The following is a 21,702-nucleotide window of genomic DNA, read 5'->3' as shown; positions in this document are numbered from 1 at the left end:
GAATTCAACCCGGCAACGACGGCAGCGGTAGCCGGTGCGTGCACTTGAGTTCCGAGAGCGTTGCCGTGGAGCGCACGTCCTCCACACCGGGCAGGCGGAGCAGGGTGCGGAACGTGAAGTTCTGGTACCAGGCGATGTTGGGGGCCAGGACTTTGAGCATCACGTCCATTTCACCGAACAGAGTGTAGGCTTCGAGGATTTCCGGTGTTGCCTCCACTGCGTGGACGAACCGGTCACGGTCGTCGTCCGACAGGCGAGACATCTTGAGCTGGGCGAAGATGAACATGCTTTCGCCGAACTTTTCACGGTCGAGGATCGCCACGGTGTGGCGCACATAACCCTCCTCCTTGAGCCGCTGCATGCGGCGCCAGCAGGGCGATTGGGAAAGCCCCACGCGGTCAGCGATCTCGCTGGAAGATTCGGAGGCGTCGATCTGAAGGCGATCGAGGATCTTCATGTCGAGCCGGTCAAGTTCGGCAGGCAAGATTATGCTCCCTGTTCTGGTTTGTTGGTTTGAACATGCCACGCAATTGCGCATGAGCGCAACAAAGGTCGAGATATTTCGCCACAGCGCGCTATCAGTGATGCTTGAGGAGCCGATAGCCGGCAACAGGGACGGATCAGGGATATGAAACGGAGCGAACTGTCGATCTTCGATGCAGAGGACGTGCGCGCCCTGCTCGGCTACCCTTCTTGCATCGAAGTCGTGCGGGAAGCGATGAAAGCGCTTTCGCGCGGTGAGACGCGCCAGTTGCTGCGAACGATGATCCACATGGGAGAGGGCCGGACTTTCGGCCTGATGCCCGGGGCGCTCTCCGATCAGGGCATGTTCGGGGCAAAGCTCATCAGCGTCTTCGCCGAGCCGGACAACCCCGGCGTACGCCGCCATCGCGGCGTCGTGACCCTGTTCGAGCCGGTGGAGGGGCGCCCGGTCTGCGTCGCCGATGCCGAGGAGATCACGCATATCCGCACCGCTGCAGCAACGGCCGTCGGCACGGACGCGTTGGCGCGTGAGGATGCGAAAGTGCTGTTGCTGATGGGCACCGGCGGTCAGGTCCATTCCCACCTTGAGGCGCTGCCGCTGGTGCGTCGTTTCGAACGCATTCTCATCTGGGGCCGCGATGCCGCGAAAGCGCAGGCCGTCGTCGATGCCTGGAGCGGGCGCCTGCCGGTGGAAGTGGCTTTCGATGCCAGGACCGCAGCGGCCGAAGCAGATGTGATCTGCACGCTGACCGGCGCCCGGCAGCCGATCCTGCTCGGCGAATGGGTGCGCGCAGGAACGCATGTCAATATCGTGGGATCAAGCGGCCCGGGCCCGGTCGAGGTCGACAATGATCTGGTTCTGGCCGCCCGCTTCATCGCCGACAGCAAGGCCTCCGCGCTCGATGCGGCAGCGGAATTCCTGGTGGCCAGGGCGGAGGGCGTCGTGAGTGACGATCACATCGTTGCCGAAATCGGTGAAGTGCTGCTTGGGCGCGCCCCCGGTCGGCGCAGTGCCGACGAAATCACCGTTTACAAGTCGCTCGGCCATGCGGTGCAGGATCTTGCATCCGCTGCCCATATCTTTCACGCAAGCCGGAATTCGAACTGATGCACCTCAAACGAACTGCGGCCTTGCGCTTGCTCGCCTGTTCCACGATCGCGCTTTCGGCCACTGCCCTTCACGCCGAGGCCGAGCGCTTCGCGGTGATCGACAACGGCGAGAACGTCGGCCACGTTTATGCGGACGTTCAGGGCAATACCGTCTCGATCGACCATGACGTCAAGAGCAATGGCCGAGGCCCGACCATGCACGAGACGATCGTGCTCGACGACAAAGGGCTGCCCACGAGTTGGACCCTTCAGGGTACCTCGACGTTCGGCAACAAGGTGGACGAGCAGTTCACTGCCAGAGGCAAGCGCCTCTCCTGGGTCGATACGACCGGCAAGGGCGCCATGCAGGCCAGGTCACCCACGCTCTATGTCGCGCAGGAAGGAAGCCCGTTCTCACTGGGCATCTATGCCCGCGCATTGCTGGCCGATAGCGATCATGCCTTGCCGGCAGCCCCCGGCGGCACGCTTTCGCTGGAAGAGGAAGCGCCGGTCTCGCTGGGCGCCATTGCCTATCGCGCCTTCCTCGTCAAAGGTATCGGTCTTACGCCGAGCGCCATCCTGCTCGATGACAAGGGCGCTCTGGTGGCGGCCTATTCGCCGACCAATGCCACCGTCCGCGAAAGTCTTGCGCCTTATGCCGGCGAACTGGCGAAAATCGCGGCAGAGCGTTCGGCTGCCCGTTTCGCCGCGATCCAGAAAAAGGTCGCGCATAACTACGACGCGCCGATCCGCATCCGTGACGTCCGAGTCTTCGATCCGGCCAGCGGCAAGCTGGGCGATCCGGTTTCGATAGTCGTGTTCGGAGACAGGATCGCCTCGGTCGAACCGCTCGACAGCCCTGCCTCGCCCGGCGAGGCCACGGTCGAAGGTGCGGGAAGAGTGGTCATCCCCGGGCTGCATGACATGCATGCTCACGTCTCGCTCCAATCGGCATTGCTGTACATCGCCTCGGGCGTGACCAGCGTGCGCGACATGGGCAACGAGAACGCCTTCCTAATCGACCTGACGCGCCGCATCGATGCGGGCGAAGTGGCGGGGCCACGCATCGTGCGCAATGGCTTCCTCGAAGGGCGAAGCCCCTACAGTTCGCGCAACGGCTTCATCGCCGGTAGCGAGGCCGAGGCGCTCGACGCGGTGCGCTGGTACGGTGCGCGCGGCTACTGGCAGGTGAAGATCTATAACAGCTTCAATCCCGAATGGGTGCCCAGCGTGGTCAGTGAAGCCAGGCGGCTCGGCATGGGGGTAACCGGGCATATCCCGGCCTTTACGAATGCCGATGCGATGATCGCGGCGGGTTATGACGAAGTGACGCACATCAACCAGCTCATGCTGGGCTGGGTGCTCGATCCCAAGGAAGATACCCGCACGCCGCTGCGGCTCACCGCCATGCGGCGGACGGCAGGGCTGGACATCACCTCGCCGCGCGTCGCTTCGACGCTCGACACGATGGAGGCGAAGCACATCGCGCTCGATCCTACGGCGGTGACGCTCGAACTGCTGATGATGAGCCGGGACGGCAAGATCAGTCCGGCCGTCGCGGGCTATTTCGACCATCTGCCGGTTGGCGTGCAGCGCAATCGCCGCCAGGGCATTGCCCCGATCAAGACGCCCGAGGATGCCGCCGGTTACGACGGCGCCTTCGTGACGATCAAGGCGCTGCTGCGCGACATGCACAGGCGCGGCATCACGCTCCTGCCGGGGACCGACGATGCCACGGGCCTGTCGGTCCACCGCGAGTTGCAAATCTACGCGGAGGCTGGGCTTCCCGTGGCCGATGTGTTGAAGATCGGCACGCTTGGACCGGAACAGTACATGCATCGCGACCAGTCCTATGGCTCGGTCGAAAAGGGCAAGTATGCCGACTTCGTGTTGCTTGACGGAAACCCGCTGGAGGATATCTCGGCGATCCACCGCATGGCCATGGTCGTGAAGGGGGGGACGGTGTACTTCCCGTCGGAAATCTGGGGCGAGGTTGGCGTGAAGCCTTTTGCGGAGCCGCCCAAGGTCGTTGCACCGGCAGCAGCCGCGAAGCCCGTCGCGCTGATGGGCGGATCGGGAGCGGAGGCGCACGAGGACTTCGCGTTTTGAACGAAAAGAGGCAGGGGGCGTCGCCACCTGCCTCTTTTCTCGTGAACCGGTTTTTGAGCTTCTAGCTGCGCCGACGGGCGAAGTACCATACCGCGCCCAGGAAGCCCCAGCCCAGCAGAAGGACATAGGGCCGCCAATCCGCTTCGAGGCCGATCACGATGAGGGCAAGCGCGCAGACCGTACCGGCGCAGCCCAGTGTCATCATCACGCCGCGTGCCGGACGGAACCCGGCGCCGCTGTGCAGTTCGGGATAGCTCCTCGCCACTCGTGCGGCGGACAGGCAGATGCTGCCATATTTCACCAGATTGGGGATGTTGACCGCGAGGAACAGGAAGGTCAGTTCCATCGGCATCAGCAGGCCGGCACAGCCGATTCCGAAGACGGTGAACAGTGCCACGTGCGGCACGTGCGAGCGGGGATGGACGCTGGCGATCGCCCGGGGCAGAACTCCCGCTTCGGCCATCGCGAAAAGGCTGCGGCTGAACATCGTGAAGATGGAATTGAGGCTGGTACCGATCGCGGCGATGGCGGCCAGCACGATCGCCGGCACGGCGAGCGGTCCCATGAAGCGACTGGCGGTTTCGAGGATCGGCGCTTCGCTGCCGGCCAGCGTGGCGGGGCCGAGCACGGTCAGCGCTACGAAGGCCACGGCTACGTAGAGAACCGTGGCCGAACCAATGGCGACCGCGATCCCGATCGGGATGTTGCGGCGGCTGTTGGCCACTTCGCCGCCCGCTTCCGTCGCTGCCTCGATCCCGAAGAACAGACCCATGAGAAGAGGCGCGGCGGCAAAGGCGCCGTGCAGGCCATGGGGAAGGAACGGTTCGAGCCGGGCCGGCTCGGACACGGTGATGCCGCCCCAGATCACGAACAGGCCGAACAACAGGATCAGCCCGCCGACCATAACAGTTTGCGCGCGGGTGGCGACATGGACGCCGACCAGATTGGCGAGCAACGCCAGTACCAGTACCGCGAACATTGTCGGCTTGACCGGTAGCGGCACGAGCATCGAGACGTATCGGACCAGCACCAGCGCCAGCACGACCATTGCCCCCATGTTGGCGATGATCCGCATCCAGGCGATGAAGAACCCGAGTGTCGGATGAAGATAGCGTGAGGGCCAGACGAAGCTTGCGCCGGAAACCGGATCGGCAGAGCCCAGGTAGGCATAGCTGACGGCGATGAGGTACATCGGCAACGCCGCGATCACCACCGATAGCAACATTCCCGGTCCGGCGAGAGCGGTGGCGGGGGAGACGGCCGAGAAGATCGAAACACCGACTGCCGTGCCAAGCCCCAGTGAGACCACGCCCCACAGGCCTATGCCCTTGCGCAGGGCATGTTCAGCTTCACTCACTTTTGCGCCCCCCGGCAGCTATCCGCATTGATGAAATCGACGAGATCCGACTGGAACCGCGCGCGGCTGCCATCGTCGGAATAGAATACATGGCCGCCGACATAACGCTCGTTGCGATAGCGCGTCTTCGGCAGGCTGGATTGTGCGAAGAGGTAATCGGCCGCGCCGATGGTCGTGGTGGTATCGTAGATCCCGGTGCCGACGAAAAGCCGCAGGCAAGCGTTGGTTGCCGCGTGGCGCTCGACCACGGACATGAACGGCCAGTCGGCGAAAGGTGAATCCTCTGCGCCGTAGCTCCATCCGCCTTCGAAGCGGGCGATCACCTTGTATGTATCGGCGCCGGGGACTTTGAGCGTGTCGCCCAGATAGACGGTCATCGCCTTGCCGAAAATGTCCGAGATCGACGATGAGGGATCGCCCGGCATCATCGTTGTCACGTTTCCGGGACGATCTGCGAGATAGCGGGCATCGTAACGACCCATGACCTTGCCTTTCGCGCGCAGTAGTTCGACGCGGAAGCGTTCCTTGGAAATGCGCAGGTCGTTTGCGAGGTAGAACGCCGCCGGGATGCCAGTTAGTTCGGCGAGCCGCGCGGCAAGCCTCTCACGATCGGCCTGCGGCAGGTCGCGGCCGCGATAGAGGGCGGGGAGGTAGTCCTCGCGGGCGAAGCTTGCCGCCGCGTCGGTCACGCCTGCCGCCGTGCAGGGCGCTTTCACCATGCCGTGGTAGCAGGCGATGGCGGCCAGCGTTGGCAGCGACACCGCGTAAGTCACCACATTGTCGGGGCGCTGCGAGGTCTCGATCATGTTGAGCGCCTGCCCCAGCAGGACGACGCCGCGCACGTTCGCAGCCAGGTCCTGCCGGTCCAGCGCATCGAGCATCGCAACCGCGCGGATCGTGCCGTAGCTTTCGCCGAGGATATAGAACGGTGAGTTCTGCCGCCCTTGGCTGGTGAGCCATTGGCGCACGACGTCCGCCGCCGCATTCGCATCGCCCTCAACCGTGCTGTAGGGCGCGCCTGCCGCACCGGCGGGGCGCTCCGAAAATCCGGTACCGGGTGGGTCGATGAAGACCACGTCAGCCACGTCATAGAGTTTTGACGGGCCGGGCAGGGTGTCGCCGGCGCCGGCGTTCGTATCGGCAGGGTCTTGCGGAACATGCGCGAGCACGGGGCCGAGCAGGCCCATGTGGAGATAGGCGGCCGAAGCGCCGGGTCCACCGTTGAAGGCGAAGATCACCGGCCGTTCGGTCTTTGCATTCCTGCCGGTCTGAGGGCGGGAATAGGAAATGTAGCCCGCAGTTGCGGGTGAACTGTCCGCGCCGGCTGAGACAGGGACTAGCCTCAGCTCGGCGCGGACAGGATGCGCGGGATCGGGTTTCGAAACCCGCGCATCGATGAGGACCCTCTCGGCCGGCGGCTCGGCCGCTTGCGTCGGAATGGGTCCGGCAGACGCCGCGACAAGCGCGATCCCCGTCAACGCCGAAAGGCGACGCGGAGACTTCTTTTTGCGACCGAAGGGCTGCTGCGGCGTCAGGATCATGGCAATTCCAGAAGTCTATGGGTTTCCCGGTAGGTCAGGAGGCCGTCGGTCAGAGCCTGAAGGCCATAATCGAGGCGCGACGGCTCCATTGCGAAACCGAGGCGGATATGTCCGGGCGCGCCGAAGTATTCCCCCGGAGCCACCAGTACTCCGCAGCGATCGGAAAGCCAGCCGGAGAAATGCTCGGTATCTCCGATCCCGACGAGGCGGGGGAAGGCGATGCAGCCGCTTTCGGGCAATGTCCCTTCCACCAGTCCTTCAGCGGTCCAGTAGGCGTGATAGGATTCTATGATCGGCCTGGCTTTTGCGATAACCGAGAAGGTGTTCTCCTGAAAGCGCGCCGGATTTTCGACAACCAGCGCGGCAACCGCGTGCGCAAGGTTCGAGATGGCGAACTCCACCTCTCGCGCCAGTTCGCGAACCGGCGCCACCAGGCTTTCATCGCCGACGATCCATCCGCAGCGCAGGGTACTGAGACCGAAGATCTTGGTCAGGCTGTTGACCGAAAGCACGCGCGGCGAAGCGCCAAGTGAGGCGGCAGGCTTCAACCGGTCCCCGGCATAGGGCGCATAGACCTCGTCCACAACCAGCACCACATCATGCCGATCCGCCACGGCGCAGAGCGCACGCATGGTATCATCCGAGACCGGCATTCCGGACGGATTGTGCAGGTTCGAAAGGACGATCATCCGTGTTTCGGGCCGGATGCGTGCCTCGACTTCGGCGGGATCGATCGTGAAGTAGGGAGCGGGGCGCTCGAACGTATCGACGGCGATGCCGACGGACTGCGCAAGACTGCCGAACAGCTCGAAGCTGGGGTTCTCGATAAGGATGCGATCACCTGCCTTGAGCAGGGCGCGGTAGATCAGCGAAAGTGCGCCGGTTGCGCCGGTGGTGGTCAGGACCTGTTCCTCACGCACACCGTAATCGCGCGCCAGCGCGGCGACGAGGAAGGGGTTCCCCTTCACGAAAGTACTGGCATAGCGGGAGCTTATGCCATTCTCGAAACCTTCGAGAAGCACTTCGCGCAGCAGGTCCTTGGGCTCGGGTACCGAACTTTCGAACAGGCTGACGAGAAGGCTGCGGGAATTGCTGTTCCGGATGATCGAGCGCCTCACCCATTGGGCGTAGGACTTCGAAGTCTGGTCGTCTGGGCTGGAAGCCATGTTCTCGAATCTGCCGGATAGAGCTGGATTGTGGATGGAGGCGGCGCCGGGGGGAATGGTCCCGGCGCCGCCAGAATCCGTCACATCTTCAGCTTGGCGCCGACCCAGAAGCGGCGGCCGAGGATGTCGCCATAGGCGATCTGCGGATAGGAAGGCGCCTCGTCGGTGAAGTTGTCGATGCCGGCGCGCAGTATCATGCGGCCTGTATCGAACTGCATCGAGATCGAGTGCGTGAGGTTGCTGTCGAGCAGCGGGTTGGGCGTGGTCTCGATGGTCGCGTCGTAAGCGGCCTTGGTCTTGTCGAGGTAATAGGCCTGGTAGCTCAGCCGGACCGGACCCTTGGTCCAATCCAGATTGAAACGGCCTTCCCAGGTCGGCTTTTCATAGGTGTTGTCGGTGCGGACGTAGTTCTCGCCAGTGACCGAAGTGGTCAGGAGCGTGTTGTGCGTCGCGTTCACGCCGAGGTGGAATGCGCCGATGTTCCCGGGTTCGAAGGTGTAGTCGACGGCGTAGACTTCGCCGCGGTACTTCACGACACCTGCGTTGAAGGTGGTCGTCGTGCCGGCGAGTATCGTGCCGCCCGGGCTCACGCCGTCCGAAGAGGCAATGCGGGTGAAGGCATTGCAGACGGCGGGATCAGGGTTGGTATTATCATAGCAGGCCGCCGTGAAGTCCTCGGTGGTGAAGGCCGAGAGGCCGTCCTTGAGGTCGATCTCGATGCGATCTGCGCTGATGGTCAGGCCCGGAATGAACCGGGGCTGGAGGACCACGCCGTACGTGAAGGTGTCGGAGATCTCGTTGCGCAGGTTTGCGTTGCCGCCGCTGGTGATGGTCGCGCGCTCGAAGTTCTCGGCGGGGTCCTGGAACGCCGCGAGACGCTCGGCCGCGCTCTTTCCTGCATTGGTGCCATCTGCTTCCACGCCGTAGTTCGGATTGGCGGTGAAGGCCGCCAGACAGTTGGCATAACGAACCGAAGGGTTCGAACCGCTGTTGATGCGGTCGGCATCGCAGGGATCGTAGCCCACCGAACCGAGCGAGGTAGTCGTCGGCGAGAACTTCATCGCAAGCGTGGGCGCGCGGAAGTTACGGCTGCGGCTTACGCGCAGGGTAATCCCGTCGAGCGGCTGCCAGCGAAGTCCGAGATCCCAGACCTGCTCCTTGCCGGCGATCGAATTGTCGACGAGGCGGCCCGCCGCGCTTGCTTCGAGCATGCGCACGATCGGTACGTTCATCGCGCTGTCGATCAGCGGGATCAGCAGTTCTGCCGAAAGTTCGTCCGTGTTGTAGCCGGCAGACTGGGCGACTTCCATGGTGCCGCCGCCGAACAGGCCCTGCTGGTTCGCTGCGAGCGGGGTGTAGGACACCTGCTCATCGCGGTGCTCGTATGCCAGGCTGAACTTGGCGGTGCCGCCGGGAAGCTGGATTACGTCGCCGCCAAGCGTGGCGAGGAAGTCGGTCTGCTCGTTACGATAGTCCAGGCCGGCGCGGACGCTCACATACTGCTGCGCGGCGCTGGAGACGTTGCCGTTGCCGAACGGATTGATGGGGGCGCACGAGGCGTCATTGTTGGCGGGATCGGCGTCGGCATTGATGCCGCAGACGATCTGGCCGCCCGAAAGCACGGCATTGATCGCGTTGCTGTACTTGGCATTGTCGACTTCCCAGCGGCGCTGCGAACCATCGACGCGGGCATAGCTTCCCGAGACCGTCCAGTAGAAGTTGCGGCTTCCGGCCGAGAACTCTCCGTCAACGGCGAGCAGGCCGCGGTAGGTGTCGGTCTTGTAGCTTTGCAGGTTGTCCGGGGTCAGATCGTAGAAGTACTTCGACAGGAACAGCGGAGCACCGGCGGCGAACCCGGGGTTCGCTGACGAAAGCACGCTTTTCGCCTGATCGGTGAGATAGGGGTTATTGATCGTGAAGATCACCGGACCGGCGTAAGTACCGTAGTTCAGGATCGTGCGGCTCTGGCCCTGCGGGATCTCGGTTCCGGCGGTATGGGCATAGAGCAGTTCGGTGCGCAGGGTGATCGCATCGGTCAGGTCGTAATGCGCGATCAGGTTGCCCGTGAAGCGCTCGACGCCGGTTCGCAGCCCCGCAAGGTCGCGGTAGGAGAAGCCCTGGCCGCCGCTGGAGAACGGGATACCAACATCGGTTCCCGGATCGTAGGAAACGACATTGCCGCTGGAGTCGAACTGGAGCGGCGTACCGTTCGACTGGGTGAGGAAGCGGGTGAACGGCGCGGGCGCGTTGAACAGGACGCCGTTGGAGTTGAACTCCCAGAAGTGCGCATCGAGCAGTTCCTTCACCGCCGGAATCCCGTCGGTTGCGGACTGGTCGGCGGGGTTGCTGACCGTGAGGCGGCCCAGTGCCGAAAGCGGCCGGTCCGCGAACATCAGCGTGGGGGTCCTGGCGTAGTTCACGTCGATCGCGATATTGCCGCGTCCGTCCGCGAAGTTCTTACCCGCGGTGCCGCGAAGGCTGTAGGTATGATAATCGCCGCGCGAGGAGATGCCGTTCTGCGCATCGAGTTCGAGGCCCTCGAACCTGTCCTTGAGCACATAGTTGACCACGCCCGCGATGGCATCCGAACCGTAGACGGCAGCACCACCACCCTGAACCACTTCGACGCGGTCGAGCAGGCCGAGCGGGATGATGTTGGCATCGACCTGCGCGTCGCCAAGACCAGAGGAACTGGTCACCATTCGGCGGCCGTTCAGCAGGGTGAGCGTGCGACCAGCGCCAAGGCCGAAGAGATTGGGGAACTGCTGCCCCGACCCGCTGCCTTCGCCGCTGCCATCTGCTTGGCTGAGCATCGGACTGTTGGACGTGAGCTGGTTGAGCGCGTCGGAAGCGCTGATGTAGCCGCGATCCGAGATGGTCTGGCTGTCCACGATATTGAGCGGCGCGGTCTCGTCGGCAGCGTCGCGGCGAATGCGCGAGCCGGTAACGACGATGTCCGCAGCAGGTACGCTGTCGTCGGCGCTGGGCGCCAGATCCTGCGCCTGCGCCGGTGCGCCGGCCAGCAGCGCGGCCGCTGCGGTGGAAACCATGAGCGCGGCAAAGCCCGCCCTCTCGATGCGTGACTGGATCATCGAACTACCCCTCATGTTCTGTCTGCGTGTTCTTTCCCTGAGGAGAACCTAGCGCATGCAGCAAGCGAGGGTTTTGCGAAGTGAGGGGCGGTGTGAACTGCGATTAAATTAAAATTACCTCAAATGGTGAAGGTGTGAATTTTCTAACCCGATATCGCCGATCAATGCGACTTGCTAAAGAAGCTGGATAGGTCTTTTGCAAATTGAGGGGCTTCCGAAGCTTCCTCGTACATCATGTGGCCACCGCCGTAGCAGTGTGCCTCGATCCGTTGCGCGAGAGGATCGGGAAAATCGCGAGCGGCCTGGCCGTTGGCTGCGCAGCCATTGAGTGAATCGTAAAGGCCTGTCGCGACGAACACCCTCATCGTCGGTGCCTTTTCCAGAGCGCGAAGCACCCAGGGCTGGGAGGCACTGGGCGGACCTTCGCCCGCCATGGCGCGGGCCAGCGATTCCTTGGTGATGGGTGACTGGTCATACTGCCAGTCGTTGCCAACGGGGAGTTCTGGGATATCGATCCCGGCATATTGACCGGCGCGATAGTTCAAAACCTCCCGATAGAATGCGATGATTGCGGCGCTTCCTGCTTTTTCGTCGGATGCCGGTGCCGTCTGCCGCATATCGAATACGCCCAGGGTTTTGCCTTCCGCGCCCAGGAGTTTGGTTCGGAACTCTCTGGGCGAAACCCACAGCGTCTTGGGATCTATCATCGAAGGTGCGAGGCCCATGAAGCGCGACAGTCCGGCGACGACGTTGGTACGGGAAGTGTCGTCCAGCCTATCCGGGTGGGCCAGCGCGGGATACCAGACCGTGCGCGCCCATGTTTCCGCATCGGCGAGGGTTCTGGCGCGATCGGCTGTGAGCGCGGCATCGAGTTTGCCGAGCGCCAGAGCCGTCGCAGTGCGGTTGGGAAGGGTAAGCGCACGCATCAGGGCGCGGTCGCGTTCCTCGCCCATCGGAATGCCGCCGGATACGAGCGCGATCCCCGCGACCGGTTGTCCACGGTCGATCAGCGCCTCCGCCACGCCCGCGGCGCGCCATGTGCCAAAGCTTTCGCCAACGAGGTAGACGGGTGCGCCCTCACGCTCGTGGGACTTCAGGAAGCGCTGGATGAACTGAGCGGTGGCGGCAAGATCGCCGTTCGTCGAATAGAGCTGCCTGGCCGCTCCTTCCGAAACGGCGCGACTGAAGCCGGTTCCGGCAGGGTCGAGGAACACGAGGTCGGCGACGGGGAGGGGGCTTGCCGGATTATCGCCCAGAACGTCGCCTTGGAGCGTGCGCGGTCCAAGGGCATGAAACTGGAGCAGGCGGGAATCCGCGCCCGGACCGCCGTTCCAGATGAAAACAATGGGGCGCGGCTTTTGGGGGGAAGCGGCTTTCGCGAAGTAGGCGGTGTAGAACAGGTCCGCCGCCTTGACGCCATTCGCATCGTCGATCTCGATCGTTCCGGCACATGTCGTGTAGTCCAGACCGCCAAGCTTGGAAGCCGCACCGACAATGCCCTTTCCGCAGAGGTCGCCAGGGAGGCTGCCGGCCTGCCTCTCCGCGGTGCCGATCGATTGGCAAGCGACAAGCGCAAGGAAAGACAGTGATGAAGCCAGCAGGCGAGCGGACTTTGACGGCATGGACGGGCCTTTTTGGTTCGACAACGGTGAGAGCCTAGCCCAGTTGCCCAGGCAAGATTATGCGCGAAATGGATTTCCGCCGCTGTGACGCCCTCATCCACCGGGGACATGAGAGCGGCTGAAGCTTTGAAATGCGCAATTCTTATGCGCCAGCCTTTGCATAGGATGCGTAAATGATCCAGCGAACCGATTCGCCCCCTTCGCCGCGCCTCTCTCGCAGAAATATCCTGCGGGCTTCAACGCTTCTGCCGCTGGCTCCGGCGATGGCAGGCGAAGCTCTGGCCGCTTCCGTAAAGGGGGTATCGCTTGCTCGCCCCGGCGACTTTGCGGCTATGCCAAGGGTCTATCTCGATTCCGGCACGATGCATCCGGTGCCCTTGCCCGCGAAGGCTTCGGTCGATGCCTATCTCCAGTCCCGTGCCGAAATGCGGGAATGGTCCAGCCACGATACGGAGGTTCGGATCAAGGCTGCTTTCGCGCGCCTCATCAATGCCGCGCCGGAAGATCTGGCTTTCGTCCAGAGCACGACTGCAGGCGAACAGTCGATCGTCGAGGCGCTCGATCTTCCGGCGGCGAAGGGCAGCGTCGTTACCGATACGCTCCATTTCTTCGGTTCGTTCTGGCTCTACGATCAGCTTGCAAAGCAAGGCGTTGACGTGCGCTGGATACGGCCGAAAGACGGACGCATAGACCCGGATGCCTACGAAAAGGCGATCGGCCCGGACACACGGCTTGTCAGTCTCTCACTGGTTTCGACCTACAACGGCTTCGAGCACGACCTCAAGCGCATCTGCGAAATCGCTCATGCTCGCGGAGCGCTGGTCTATGCCGATATCATTCATGCCGCCGGAACCGTGCCGATCGACGTGAAGGCAAGCGGCGTCGATTTCGCGGCGACGGCCAGCTACAAGTGGCTGATGGGCGACTTTGGGCTAGGTTTCCTTTACGTCCGGCCCGATCGTCTGGCACGGCTCAAACGCAAGCGGTTCGGTTACTATCAGCTCGATAGCTTCAAGCCGCACGTCTACCCGTTCGACGAGGCAGGCCAGAGCATTGCCGACATGACCCCGCGGCCCGATGCCGAAGGCATGTTCGCGATGGGCACGCATTCCCATGCGGTGATGGCGCAACTCGACTGGTCGCTGACGAGGCTGCTCGAACTCGGGATCGACAACATCATGGTGCATCGCCAGCCGATGCTCCGCCGTCTGCATGAGGCGCTGCCCTCAAAGGGCTATGACGTGGTAACGCCCGCCAATTGTCGAAGCTCGCTGCTCACTTGTGTCTTGCCCGATGCCTACAAGAGGTTGTCCGAGCCGCTTTCCCGCGCGGGCGTTGCAATCACGCTCAGTCGCAACCGTTTCCGTATCTGTCCTTCGTGGTTCAACTCGATGGACGACATCGAGCACCTGATCGACGCCCTGCCAATTTCCTCCTGATCGGAACCAGACGCAATGTCCGCCAAGAAGACCGTTTTCATGCGTTCCAGCCTGCTTGCCCTTGCTCCCGTCCTGGCGACGTTGCTCCCCGCCACGCCGCTTCTGGCACAGGACGAGAGCCTGCCGATGCCGCCGGTGTTCCTCAAAGCGATGGAGCCGATGGTGGAGCGTGCCGCCGTCAGCCGCAAAGTGGTCGTAACCCGGCACAAGGGCGAGTTTGGCGGCAGGAAGCTGGCCTATGACGCCATCGTAAGCGAAACGCCGGTGCAGAATGCCAAGGGGGAGGCTGCGGCGGTTGTCGTCACTTACGCTTACGTTGCGCGCGATGCAGGCAGCGCGAGGCGGCCAGTGCTGTTCGTGTTCAACGGCGGACCGGGAGCCTCGTCCTCTCCGCTGCACATGAATGCATTCGGCCCGCGTCGCATCGTCGGCAAGGGTGAGGGCGCGCATATGGAGAACAACCCGCACAGCCTGCTGGACGTAGCAGACCTCGTCTTCATCGATCCGCCGGGCACAGGCGCGTCGATGCCGGTCAAGGGCGCGGATGCGACGAGCCTGTTCTCGGTTTCCGGTGATGCGGCAGCCGTGGCCCAGGTGGTGCAGACCTGGCGGCAGGCCAATGGCCGCACCGAATCTCCCTTCGCGCTTGTAGGCGAGAGCTATGGTACCGCCCGCGCGCTGGCGATGCTCGATGCCGAGAGCAAGGCGAAGCTGCCGCTGCCCGACGGCGTGGCGCTGTTTTCCCTTTCGCTTGGCGACAACGACGGGCCGGTGATCTCCGACGTGTCCCTGTTGCCGACCCTGGCCGCTGTCGCCTGGTATCATCAGGCCATCGACCGCAAGGGCACGACCGTGGAGCAGCATTTCGCCGCAGCCCGCGCCTTTGCCGAGAACGATTACGCCCGCGCGCTGATCGCAGGAGCCTCGCTTCCCGAGGCCGAACGGGCAAAGGTAGCCGCACGCATATCGGCGCTCATCGGGCTGCCTGCCGCCACGCTTGAGAAGGACGGGCTGCAACTCGATCGCCAGGGCTTCATGCTGGGCCTCCTCTCCGCGAAGGGGCTGCGCACTGGACAGCTTGACGGCCGCGTAACCCGCGCCGTGGCGGAATCGAACATGCACCCGCCTTTCGATGATCCCTCGATGACGCTGGGCGCGGAAACCGGGCACCTGATCGCCGACTATATCGGCAAGGATCTCGGCTATGCGTTGCCGAGCGCCTATCGCACGCTCAATCTCGGGATCAATTTCAAGTGGGACTGGGGTCGCGAAGAAGTCTATCGCACCGTCCGTTTCGCACCGTTCCTCGCCAAGGCACTGGCGGACAAGCCAGGAATGAAGCTGATGACGGTGGGCGGCTACTACGACATCACCACGCCTGTCGCCGCCGGACAGTTTGCGCTCGACCATGCCGGGATCGGACCGGAGCACCGTACTTCGAAGACTTATGCTGCGGGGCATTCGGTATTCGAGGACGAGGGGGAACTGACGCGCTTTGCAACTGACATGCGGGCTTGGGCAAAGACGCTTTAGAAGCAGTTCTTCAGAATCGGCGCACAAGCATCCGTGCCTCGGGACCATATCCCTTGGCCGGATCGAGGAGCCCGTCGCCGAGCAACTCGAAGCCCTGTCTCTTCCAGAAGCTGTGAGCATCCCCGACGGCGATCAGTACCCCCCGGTCAAGGCCCAGCGCCTTTGCTTCGCCGAGCGCAATCCCCACGGCTTCACCTGCGAACCCTCGCCCGCGCGTAGCCGCGCCGAGGGCGAGGTCGTGAAGGAAGTAGCAGTCGAAAGGTTCAGCCAGGGCTTCCATCGGCGTGTCGAGAACGGGCGGATGATCCTGCCTGCCGGGATGCGATACGAGGTAGCCGGCGACCTGCCCGTCATCGTCTTCCAGTACGCGGCAGCCGGAAGGATAATGGCGGAGGCAGGCGGCGAAGACCTCCGGATTCTCCGGGTAATCGAGATGAACCGCATCCGCCACTGTGGCAACACCAGCCACATCGTCTTCCCGCATCTCGCGCCAGCGCATCTTCGCGTTTCCCTTGGTTCACGTCTGTGGGGAACCGTAAGCCAGAACACCACCACCGGTGGCAACCACGGGCTTTCGCCGATCCAAGGCGGTCAGACGATACCCAGATACGCTGCAACCGATTGCCATTTGCCTTCATCCACTGACTTAAACCGTCATTGGAATGCCATGGAAACTTAATCTGCGAGGCGTAACCCGCCGTCCCATCACCCAATCGGGTCCAGGGGAAACGGCAATGAAATTCGTTACTTGCTCGGCAGCTCTTCTTGTCGGAACGGCGTTTGCCGGAATGCCTTCGGCGGTCTTCGCGGCGGAAGCCGAGGCCGGCGCGGAAGCGACCGGCGGGAACGCCGGGGATGAAAGCGCCAACTCGATCATCGTCACTTCGCAAAAGATCGAGCAGCGCGCCGTGGACGTGCCGATCACGCTCAGCGTGCAGACGGGTGAGCGGATGCGCGAACTGGGCGTGACCGATATCGGAGAACTTTCGAACTACGTTCCGGGTCTCAATGTACAGGTCCAGAGCGCGAACAACCCCGGTTTCGTCATTCGCGGCATCACTTCCGACAGCGGTTCCGCGCAGCAGGGCCCCCGCGTCACGCTCTATTACAACGGTGTCGACATCTCCCGGTCGCGGGGCGCATATCAGGGCCTCTACGATCTCGACCGCATCGAAGTGGTGAAAGGCCCGCAGGCCACGCTGTTCGGTACGGCGGCCACGATCGGTGCGATCAGTCTCGTTTCGGCCAAGCCGCAGCCCGGTGTCTCTGCCGAAGTGACCGGCGCTTACGGCAATCTGGATGCCTACCGGGTAGAGGGCTTCGTCAACGCTGGCAACGACGTGCTGGCGGGACGCATCGCCTGGCAATGGAAGAAGCGTGACGGCTATATCGAAAACCTCGCCCCGGGGCAGGACGATCTCTACGCGCAGGACCAGCTCGGCCTTCGTGGCTCCCTGCGCTACACCCCGACCAGCGATTTCACCGCTGACCTGACTTTCACTTACGATCGCCAGCGTAATTCGGGAACCCCGTTCCTTTCGAAAAATCTCGGATCGACTTCGGTGGACGGCCTCTACGACGCCGCTTATCTCGGCGGTTCGCCCTATTCGGCGGAAGTGCTGGGCTCCGACAAGCTCGGGCTCGATCGCGATGTCTACGACGGCAACCTCACGCTGGCGTGGGACTTCGCGGATGGCTGGAATTTCACCACAGTCAACGGCTACCGCCACTTCGATGCGCTGGAAGTGTTCGATGCGGACGGTTCCGCTGCCTGGTATCTTGAATTCGCGGAACGCGCGAAGGGCTGGCAGGCGAGCCACGAAGGCCGCTTCACTTACAGCGACGACCAGTGGCGCGCCTCGTTCGGCTGGAACTACTTCATCGAGGACAGCTACCAGTATGTGCCGATGTCGTCGGAACTGGGTACCTACCTCCAGTGCAGCGCCAACGTCATTCCGGGGCTCGGCTGCGTCGCGCCGGACAACAGCGTTCCCGCCGCTTCTGCGACCGGGCTGCTCACCGGCGGGGCCTATTCAGCAGTGCCCTATTCGAGCTGGTACAAGAACGAGGGCCGCAACCAGTCCTGGTCGATGTTCGGTGACGTGAGCTGGAAACCGGCCCCCGCTCTTGAACTGACCGCAGGTGCCCGCGTGCTGATCGAGAAGCGGCGATCGGGCTACTCCGCGTATCAGCCTGACGCGCCGGTCTACGGTCAGCCGCTGTTGCCGCTCGTCGATACGGACGGACAGACCTTCTATGCCCGCAAGTCCTACGCGGCGGTGCTGCCGCGCTTCAACGCACTCTATCACCTGACCCCGAGCCTCAATCTCTACGCCACGATTTCGGAGGGGCGCCGTTCGCCGGTCGTCCAGTTGTCGGCAGCGGCGGGGCCGGTTGCGGATCTCGATCTCATCAAGTCGGAGACGGTCTGGAACTACGAGGCGGGCATCAAGGGCTCAGTCGGCATGTTTTCCGGCTCGCTGGGCGTCTACTACGACAAGTACAGCAATTTCCAGGTCTCGGTCCTTGACGCCACTACCGGGGTCGCACGCACCGAGAGCGCCGGGTCGGCATCCAACCTGGGCGTCGAAGCCGAACTCGAGGCTCGCTTCACCGACTGGCTGAGCGCCTTCGGCAATGTTGGTTTCATCAGCGGTGGGATCGACGACAAGGAATCCAACGGTGTCTATGCGGGGGACCAGTTCCGTCTGCAGCCGAAATGGCAATGGGCGGCGGGTTTCAATCTCAATTTGCCGTTGACCCGGAACACCAGCCTGTTCCTGACGCCAAGCGTAACCTACCGCAGCAAGATCTACTTCGAGATCCCCAACAAGGACGCGATCAGCCAGGGCCCGGTCACGCTGGTCAACCTGCGCGGCGGCGTTTCGCTGATGGAGGGCAAGTTCCGCATCGCCGGCTATGCCCGTAACCTAACGGACAAGAAGTACTTGCTCGATGCCGGCAATACCGGGGGCTCCTTCGGTTACCCCACGTTTATCCCGGCCGAACCGCGCACTTACGGCATCGAGATCACCGCGCGCTACTGAGCGAACAGCCCGAGGAATAGACATGACGCTTCAACTCGACCGCCGCCTGCTGCTCCAGGCAGGCGCCTTCGGGCTCGCCGCCCTTTCCACACCGGGAGTGGCGCAGATACTCACCGCGCGCGGCTTCACGCACGGCGTGGCGAGCGGGGAGCCGGCGGCGAACTCGGTGCTCTTATGGACCCGCTATGTCGGCAGCGGTGATACGAAACTGCGCTGCGAACTTTCGGCGGACGACACTTTCCGGAAAGTGGCGGGAGGCGGCGAGGTCGTCGCTTCTCCCGCGCACGACAATTGCGCCAAGCTGGTGGTTTCCGGCCTCGCGCCGGGGCAATGGTACTTCTATCGCTTCATCGCGCCGGACGGCACCAAAAGCGAAGTCGGCCGGACCCGGACCCTGCCGGTGGGTGAGGTCGAACGCTTCGGCATCGGGCTTTTCTCCTGTTCGAACATGCCGTTCGGCTGGTTCAACGCCTATGCCCACGCCGCCGCCCGCGACGATCTCGACCTGATCGTTCATGTCGGCGACTACTTCTACGAGTACGAATACGGCCACTATCCCGACCACCCGATGGCGGGTCGCGCGATCGAGCCGCATAACGAAACGGTGACGCTTGCCGACTATCGCCTGCGTTTCGCCAGCTACCGCCTGGATCCCGACCTGCGCCGGATTCACCAGCGATTTCCAATGATTGCCCAGTGGGACGACCACGAATTCGCCAATGACACCTGGAAAGGCGGGGCAGAGAACCACCAGAGCGACAAGGAAGGCCCATGGGCGATACGCCGTGCGGCGGCCGAGAAGGCCTATCGCGAATGGATGCCGGTGTCGGATGCGCTCTATGACAGTTTCCAGATAGGTTCGCTGGCAACTCTGTTCCGCCCGGAAACCCGCGTAAGCGAGCGCACGCAGCAACTCGATTTCGGTTCGGCCATGGCTGGACAAAACGACATCGCCAAGGCTCTCGCAGAATTCCGCGACGGCCCATGGATGTCCGCCGACCGCACGCTCATGGGGGCCAGGCAGGAAGCGTGGCTATACAAGGGGCTGGCGGACTCGGCGAGGTCCGGCACGCGCTGGCAGGTTCTGGCGCAGCAGGTGGTGATGGGGTCGCTCAAGGCCCCGCCGCAGATGGCGGATCTCGTTCCGGCAGGGGCAGACCCGAAAGTGCGGCAAGCGCTCATGGCCATTGCCGCCGCATCGAAGGCCGGCCTGCCGTTCAACATGGACTCTTGGGACGGCTATCCTGCCGCACGTGAACGCCTGCTGCGCGCTGCGCGTGAGGCGGATTGCAACCTCGTCGTGCTCTCTGGCGACAGCCACAATGCCTGGGGCAATGAACTCTCGCTCGACGGACGCGCGGCCGGTGTGGAATATGCCGGGCATTCGGTCACCTCGCCCGGCTATGAGGCATACTTGCCCTCCGTGCCGCCCGCTGACCTTGCCGCTGCGCTTCGGGGAGCAAATCCGGGGCTGGCATTCGCCGACACCAGCCGCCGGGGCTATGTCTCGCTGGATCTGACGCCTGAAAGGGTGAATGGGCAGTGGCATTTCATGAACACCATTGCCGGACGTTCCACCGCAGGTACTACCAGTACCGGACTTTCGGTAAACTGGAACGAGCGGCGCTTCGCGAAAGCATGACGTTATCGGCGGGCGGTCCGGCAAGGTGCAGGATCGCCCTTCCGTTTCATGCAGTTACAAGGTAGATACCATCGGCGCGGCGGCTTGCTTCAAGGCCGAACAGGGCGCCGATCAGGGCCAGCGACTGTTCTGGCCGGTCCAGCCGGAAGCGGCCGCTGAAAGTGCGGCTAGCCAGTGCGGGATCGCCGAGCCGGATGGGTGTTTCGCTATACCGGGCGAGCCGCTCTATCGCGAAGCCGAGCCGCATGGAATCTGCGTCGAGCCAGTCGTTCTGCCAGTCCGGCCGGGTCTCGGCATCGAAATTCCCCCGGCTTGTCGCACTGCCGTCGAACAACGCCCATTCCCGGGCCGGGACGACGAACGCGTCATGGCCGTCCGCCGCCATCCGAACCCGTCCGGAAAAGACGCGCAGTTCCGACGCACCAGTCAATCGATCGACGCTGAAGCTGGTGCCGAGCGCGGTCATGCTCGCCCCGGGGGTGCGGACTTCGAAAGGGCGCGCGGCATCGTGGCGGACATCGAAGCGGGCAGCTCCGCGCTCCAGCTCTACTGCGCGCATGTCGGCTGTGAAGTGAACGGCGACCGAGGAAGCGGCATCCAGCAAGAGGCCCGAGCCATCAGGCAGCGTGAAATGGCGCCGCTTGCCGACGGCGCTGGCAAAACGGAGCGGTGAGGCTGGCACGTCTTTGTCGTTCCGGAATAGGAAATAGCTGCCGAGGGGTACAACTGCGAGCGCGGCCAGACCGGCAGCGAGAGCCTGCCGCCTACCGAGACCCGGCGCCTCCTGCCCAGTGCGCCGCAATCCGGGCCTCATTGCCGAAGGCCGCTGACGCGGCAGTACGGGAATGGGCACCTCCACGACGCTCGCTGTGCTTTCGAGCGCTTCCGCCAGCGCTCCGTCCTGGAGCATTTGCCTCATGCGGGCAAAGGTCCGGCCATGTTCAGGGGATTGCTCCAGCCAGCGCGCCAGTTCTCGGCGACCGGCCTCGTCAAGGTCATCGTAGCGATCCGCCCAGTCGGCGGCGGTTTCAATCATTTCCAGCTGTCGTTCATCCATGATGGTTGGTTCCTGCCCCGGCTTCCGGCGCCCAGTCGTCGCCGAGGGAGAGGGTGAGGTCGGCCATTGCGCGCACGAGGTGCTTCTTCACGGCCTCCACGCTGAGGTTCATTTCAGCCGCAATATCCTGCCGCGATTTTCCGTCGATATGGCGCATGCGAAACACTGTGCGGCGTTGCGGGGTAAGTCGTTCGAGGGCGGCTTCGAACCGGCCGAGGCGCTGGCGGTAATCGAGCACCTCGTCGGCCAGCGGCAGGTTGCAGACCAGTTCGAATTCATCCAGTTCCGTTTCGCGCGCGGCCTTGCGGGCGCCTGCCATGATGACAGAGTCTGCAACTCTGAAGGCATAGGCCAGAGGCTGCTCGATCACTTGTCGGCGTTCCTGTTCGATCACGCGTACCAGCGTTTCCTGCACCACGTCCTCCATGCCGCCCGGGTCGCGCATCCGTTTGCGAACATAGCTGCGCAGCCGCCCGAGCCCGGCGGAAAGCTGGCTGGCGGCATCGGTCATGTACATTGTCGACG

General features: G+C 63.4%; 15 protein-coding genes. 6 read left to right on the top strand and 9 right to left on the bottom strand.

Features of this window, described 5'->3' with window-relative positions; genetic code table 11:
* Positions 1 to 4: 4 nt before the first annotated feature.
* The gene (locus U9J33_RS11525; RefSeq protein WP_231635872.1) at positions 5 to 484 is read right to left on the bottom strand and encodes an Lrp/AsnC family transcriptional regulator; all 480 of its coding nucleotides are present in this window, start codon (positions 482 to 484) and stop codon (positions 5 to 7) included.
* Between the two features lie 144 nt (positions 485 to 628).
* On the opposite strand from U9J33_RS11525, the gene U9J33_RS11520 reads away from it, so the two are divergent.
* Both U9J33_RS11520 and U9J33_RS11515 read left to right on the top strand, forming a co-directional pair.
* Positions 629 to 1,591 carry an ornithine cyclodeaminase family protein gene (locus tag U9J33_RS11520; protein WP_324695376.1) on the top strand — a complete coding sequence of 321 codons (963 nt, stop codon included), beginning with the start codon at positions 629 to 631 and terminating at the stop codon, positions 1,589 to 1,591.
* Positions 1,591 to 3,681 (top strand): amidohydrolase family protein, encoded by a 2,091-nt coding sequence (locus U9J33_RS11515; RefSeq protein ID WP_324695373.1) that lies wholly within the window; start codon positions 1,591 to 1,593, stop codon positions 3,679 to 3,681. Before U9J33_RS11520 ends, U9J33_RS11515 begins: the two co-directional genes overlap by 1 nt.
* 61 nt (positions 3,682 to 3,742) lie before the next feature.
* Here U9J33_RS11515 and U9J33_RS11510 read toward each other — a convergent pair whose 3' ends face one another.
* The 5 genes from U9J33_RS11510 to U9J33_RS11490 form a co-directional block, all read right to left on the bottom strand.
* Positions 3,743 to 5,038, bottom strand: coding sequence for an APC family permease (locus U9J33_RS11510; protein ID WP_324695371.1), 1,296 nt, complete (start codon positions 5,036 to 5,038; stop codon positions 3,743 to 3,745).
* Entirely contained in the window at positions 5,035 to 6,276 is a 1,242-nt protein-coding gene (locus U9J33_RS11505; RefSeq protein ID WP_324695369.1) for a S10 family serine carboxypeptidase-like protein, read from the bottom strand. Before U9J33_RS11505 ends, U9J33_RS11510 begins: the two co-directional genes overlap by 4 nt.
* Positions 6,277 to 6,575: 299 nt before the next feature.
* The gene (locus U9J33_RS11500) at positions 6,576 to 7,745 is read right to left on the bottom strand and encodes a pyridoxal phosphate-dependent aminotransferase (protein WP_324695367.1); all 1,170 of its coding nucleotides are present in this window, start codon (positions 7,743 to 7,745) and stop codon (positions 6,576 to 6,578) included.
* A gap of 80 nt (positions 7,746 to 7,825) precedes the next feature.
* On the bottom strand, positions 7,826 to 10,837 hold the full coding sequence (locus tag U9J33_RS11495) for a TonB-dependent receptor domain-containing protein (RefSeq protein ID WP_324695365.1): 3,012 nt from the start codon (positions 10,835 to 10,837) through the stop codon (positions 7,826 to 7,828).
* 161 nt (positions 10,838 to 10,998) lie between these two features.
* A complete protein-coding gene (locus U9J33_RS11490) occupies positions 10,999 to 12,459 on the bottom strand; it encodes a S10 family serine carboxypeptidase-like protein (RefSeq protein ID WP_324695363.1) in 1,461 nt (486 codons plus the stop codon).
* A gap of 263 nt (positions 12,460 to 12,722) precedes the next feature.
* Between U9J33_RS11490 and U9J33_RS11485 the strand changes: the two genes are divergently transcribed.
* Both U9J33_RS11485 and U9J33_RS11480 read left to right on the top strand, forming a co-directional pair.
* A complete protein-coding gene (locus U9J33_RS11485; protein WP_324695361.1) occupies positions 12,723 to 13,898 on the top strand; it encodes an aminotransferase class V-fold PLP-dependent enzyme in 1,176 nt (391 codons plus the stop codon).
* A gap of 15 nt (positions 13,899 to 13,913) precedes the next feature.
* A complete protein-coding gene (locus U9J33_RS11480; RefSeq protein WP_324695359.1) occupies positions 13,914 to 15,431 on the top strand; it encodes a S10 family serine carboxypeptidase-like protein in 1,518 nt (505 codons plus the stop codon).
* Positions 15,432 to 15,441: 10 nt separating this feature from the next.
* On the opposite strand, the gene U9J33_RS11475 is transcribed toward U9J33_RS11480, so the two are convergent.
* On the bottom strand, positions 15,442 to 15,930 hold the full coding sequence (locus U9J33_RS11475) for a GNAT family N-acetyltransferase (protein ID WP_324695357.1): 489 nt from the start codon (positions 15,928 to 15,930) through the stop codon (positions 15,442 to 15,444).
* A gap of 235 nt (positions 15,931 to 16,165) precedes the next feature.
* On the opposite strand from U9J33_RS11475, the gene U9J33_RS11470 reads away from it, so the two are divergent.
* Together U9J33_RS11470 and U9J33_RS11465 are read left to right on the top strand one after the other, a co-directional pair.
* Complete coding sequence (locus U9J33_RS11470; RefSeq protein WP_324695354.1) at positions 16,166 to 18,478, top strand: TonB-dependent receptor; 2,313 nt, start codon at positions 16,166 to 16,168, stop codon at positions 18,476 to 18,478.
* 22 nt (positions 18,479 to 18,500) lie between these two features.
* Complete coding sequence (locus tag U9J33_RS11465) at positions 18,501 to 20,120, top strand: alkaline phosphatase D family protein (protein ID WP_324695352.1); 1,620 nt, start codon at positions 18,501 to 18,503, stop codon at positions 20,118 to 20,120.
* A 46-nt stretch (positions 20,121 to 20,166) separates the two neighbouring features.
* On the opposite strand, the gene U9J33_RS11460 is transcribed toward U9J33_RS11465, so the two are convergent.
* Both U9J33_RS11460 and U9J33_RS11455 read right to left on the bottom strand, forming a co-directional pair.
* Entirely contained in the window at positions 20,167 to 21,177 is a 1,011-nt protein-coding gene (locus U9J33_RS11460; protein WP_324695350.1) for a FecR family protein, read from the bottom strand.
* Positions 21,170 to 21,694 carry an RNA polymerase sigma factor gene (locus U9J33_RS11455; protein WP_324695348.1) on the bottom strand — a complete coding sequence of 175 codons (525 nt, stop codon included), beginning with the start codon at positions 21,692 to 21,694 and terminating at the stop codon, positions 21,170 to 21,172. The genes U9J33_RS11460 and U9J33_RS11455 overlap by 8 nt, the downstream gene beginning before the upstream one ends.
* Between the last annotated feature and the right edge of the window lie 8 nt (positions 21,695 to 21,702).

Source organism: Novosphingobium sp. RL4 (assembly GCF_035658495.1).
GTDB lineage: Bacteria > Pseudomonadota > Alphaproteobacteria > Sphingomonadales > Sphingomonadaceae > Novosphingobium.
Note: the sequence above shows the minus strand (reverse complement) of the source record. Positions and strands in the feature narration are given on the sequence as shown.

What these genes read in the sequence shown, in the direction of transcription:
- U9J33_RS11520 (WP_324695376.1), top strand. Translation starts at nt 629, where the DNA reads ATGAAACGGAGCGAACTGTCGATCTTCGATGCAGAGGACGTGCGCGCC.
- U9J33_RS11515 (WP_324695373.1), top strand. Translation starts at nt 1,591, where the DNA reads ATGCACCTCAAACGAACTGCGGCCTTGCGCTTGCTCGCCTGTTCCACG.
- U9J33_RS11500 (WP_324695367.1), bottom strand. Translation starts at nt 7,745, where the DNA reads ATGGCTTCCAGCCCAGACGACCAGACTTCGAAGTCCTACGCCCAATGG.
- U9J33_RS11495 (WP_324695365.1), bottom strand. Translation starts at nt 10,837, where the DNA reads ATGATCCAGTCACGCATCGAGAGGGCGGGCTTTGCCGCGCTCATGGTT.
- U9J33_RS11490 (WP_324695363.1), bottom strand. Translation starts at nt 12,459, where the DNA reads ATGCCGTCAAAGTCCGCTCGCCTGCTGGCTTCATCACTGTCTTTCCTT.
- U9J33_RS11485 (WP_324695361.1), top strand. Translation starts at nt 12,723, where the DNA reads ATGGCAGGCGAAGCTCTGGCCGCTTCCGTAAAGGGGGTATCGCTTGCT.
- U9J33_RS11480 (WP_324695359.1), top strand. Translation starts at nt 13,914, where the DNA reads ATGTCCGCCAAGAAGACCGTTTTCATGCGTTCCAGCCTGCTTGCCCTT.
- U9J33_RS11475 (WP_324695357.1), bottom strand. Translation starts at nt 15,930, where the DNA reads ATGCGCTGGCGCGAGATGCGGGAAGACGATGTGGCTGGTGTTGCCACA.
- U9J33_RS11470 (WP_324695354.1), top strand. Translation starts at nt 16,166, where the DNA reads ATGAAATTCGTTACTTGCTCGGCAGCTCTTCTTGTCGGAACGGCGTTT.
- U9J33_RS11465 (WP_324695352.1), top strand. Translation starts at nt 18,501, where the DNA reads ATGACGCTTCAACTCGACCGCCGCCTGCTGCTCCAGGCAGGCGCCTTC.
- U9J33_RS11460 (WP_324695350.1), bottom strand. Translation starts at nt 21,177, where the DNA reads ATGGATGAACGACAGCTGGAAATGATTGAAACCGCCGCCGACTGGGCG.
- U9J33_RS11455 (WP_324695348.1), bottom strand. Translation starts at nt 21,694, where the DNA reads ATGTACATGACCGATGCCGCCAGCCAGCTTTCCGCCGGGCTCGGGCGG.